General features: G+C 74.2%; 3 protein-coding genes. All 3 read right to left on the bottom strand.

Annotated features, from left to right (window positions below; translation table 11 throughout):
* Positions 1-159: 159 nt before the first annotated feature.
* Positions 160-408 (bottom strand): hypothetical protein, encoded by a 249-nt coding sequence (locus ACWDCZ_RS41245; protein ID WP_049649652.1) that lies wholly within the window; start codon positions 406-408, stop codon positions 160-162.
* A gap of 302 nt (positions 409-710) precedes the next feature.
* Positions 711-1,109: a DUF2267 domain-containing protein gene (locus tag ACWDCZ_RS41240; RefSeq protein WP_117485501.1), complete on the bottom strand. Its 399-nt coding sequence runs from the start codon at positions 1,107-1,109 to the stop codon at positions 711-713.
* Positions 1,110-1,173: 64 nt separating this feature from the next.
* Positions 1,174-1,579, bottom strand: a 406-nt coding sequence (locus ACWDCZ_RS41235) for a DUF2267 domain-containing protein (protein ID WP_449818706.1), incomplete at its 5' end; no start/stop codon positions are given.

Raw genomic sequence — 1,579 nt, 5'->3', positions numbered from 1 at the left:
GGCTGCTAGGGGGAGCCCCGCAGTTGGGCGCCGTGATCACGGGCTTCGTCGTCGAAGCGGCCGTGTGCGCCGCAGTCGGCCTCCTGACATGCCGTCCCCGCCCGGCGCGCGCCGGGCGGGGAGGAGCGGCGCGGGCTTGCCGGGCGGCCACGATTCTCCCTAGGGCGCCACGGTGTCCGCCGCCGGCGGCTCCGGTTCGTCGTCGTCCGAGTCGGCCTTGCGCCGGACGTCGGCCGGGGTGGGAGCCGTGATCCCGCGCTCCTCGGCGGAGCGCTCGCGGGCCCCGACGATCCCGTCCGCTTTCGCCCGGACGTCGGCCGGGGTGGGGGAGGTGATCGAACGCTCCTCGGCGGAGCGGTCCCGCGTTGTCTCGTTCGGCTGGGTGCCCTTGTCGCCGGACTTCGTCATGGCGGGCTCTCCTTCGTGAGTCGTTGCCGGTGGGATACCTCGCGGGTGCCCGGGAACTCCGGGCCTGAACCGACGAAGGGCACCTGATCCGAGTCGGTCCGCCGTCCGTCCGCCGCCTGCACGGTGGATGCCTGGCCCTGCGCGGGCCTGACGGTTCCGCGGCGACGTTCCCCGGTGTCCGGTGTTTCGGGTCTGGTGAGGTCGCGTTCAGTGAAGTAGCGAGTTCCGCCCGTCCTACTACCCTGTGCGCACAGGCGTGAGGATGCACGTGCAGCCGGCGCCGTCAGGTCGGGCCCGCTGTTTCAGGCGACGGCGGCCAGGTCGGCGCGGCCGAACAGCAGGGCGTAGCCGCGGGGTAGGTGGGCGAGGAGGCGGTCGGTGAGGGTGTCGTCGGTGAGGGTGGTGAGGGCGGCCAGGACGGAGGAGGCGTCCCAGCGGGCGGCGGTGAGGCTGGTGCCGAGGCTGTGGGCGAGGCTTTCGACGAAGGCGGGGGCGGTGACGGGCGACGGGAGGGGGATCTGGGCGGCGAGGACGGCGCGGGCCCGTTCGGGCAGGGCTGCGGCGAGGTCGCAGCGTTCGTCGCCGGTGAGCTGGGAGCCGAGGAGGGTCAGGACGGCGTCGAGGGCGCGTTCGGCTTCCTCGTCGGTGGGGTAGCGGCCGAGGTTGCGGACCTGCTGGAGGAGGTGGCGGTAGCGGGTCATGACCGTGGGGCCTTCCTGGGGCCGGCCGCCGGGCGGGCCGGCGGCGTGTGAGGGGTGGTCAGGGTCAGGGGCGTGTCCTTGCGGCCGGGCGGCCGAACAGCAGGTCGTAGCCAGGCGGCAGCTGGAGCAGGACCTGGTCCATGAGGTCGTCGCCGGCGGCGTCGGCCACCGTGGACAGGACGGCGCCGATGTCCCACGGGGCCGTGGCTTCGGTGGCGCCCTCGATCCAGGCCGCGGTCGCGCGGACGAACCGCTCGGTGTTGAGCGGCTCGGCGGCCTGCAGCGGGTTGAGCAGGATCAGGGCCATGGTCTCGGGCAGTCGGGCGGCCAGTTCGGCGCGCACGTCGCCGACCAGGTGGGCGCCGAGCAGGGCAAGGACCACCCGGGCGGCCCGCTCGGCCTCCTGTGGGCTGTCGTACTCACCGCGCTCCCGGACCTCCTCCAGGAACGCCTCCCATCGAAAGTCCGGC

The sequence above is a fragment of the Kitasatospora sp. NPDC001225 genome (assembly GCF_053597855.1).
This window is presented reverse-complemented; position numbering and strand designations above follow the sequence as displayed.

What these genes read in the sequence shown, in the direction of transcription:
- ACWDCZ_RS41245 (WP_049649652.1), bottom strand. Translation starts at nt 408, where the DNA reads ATGACGAAGTCCGGCGACAAGGGCACCCAGCCGAACGAGACAACGCGG.
- ACWDCZ_RS41240 (WP_117485501.1), bottom strand. Translation starts at nt 1,109, where the DNA reads ATGACCCGCTACCGCCACCTCCTCCAGCAGGTCCGCAACCTCGGCCGC.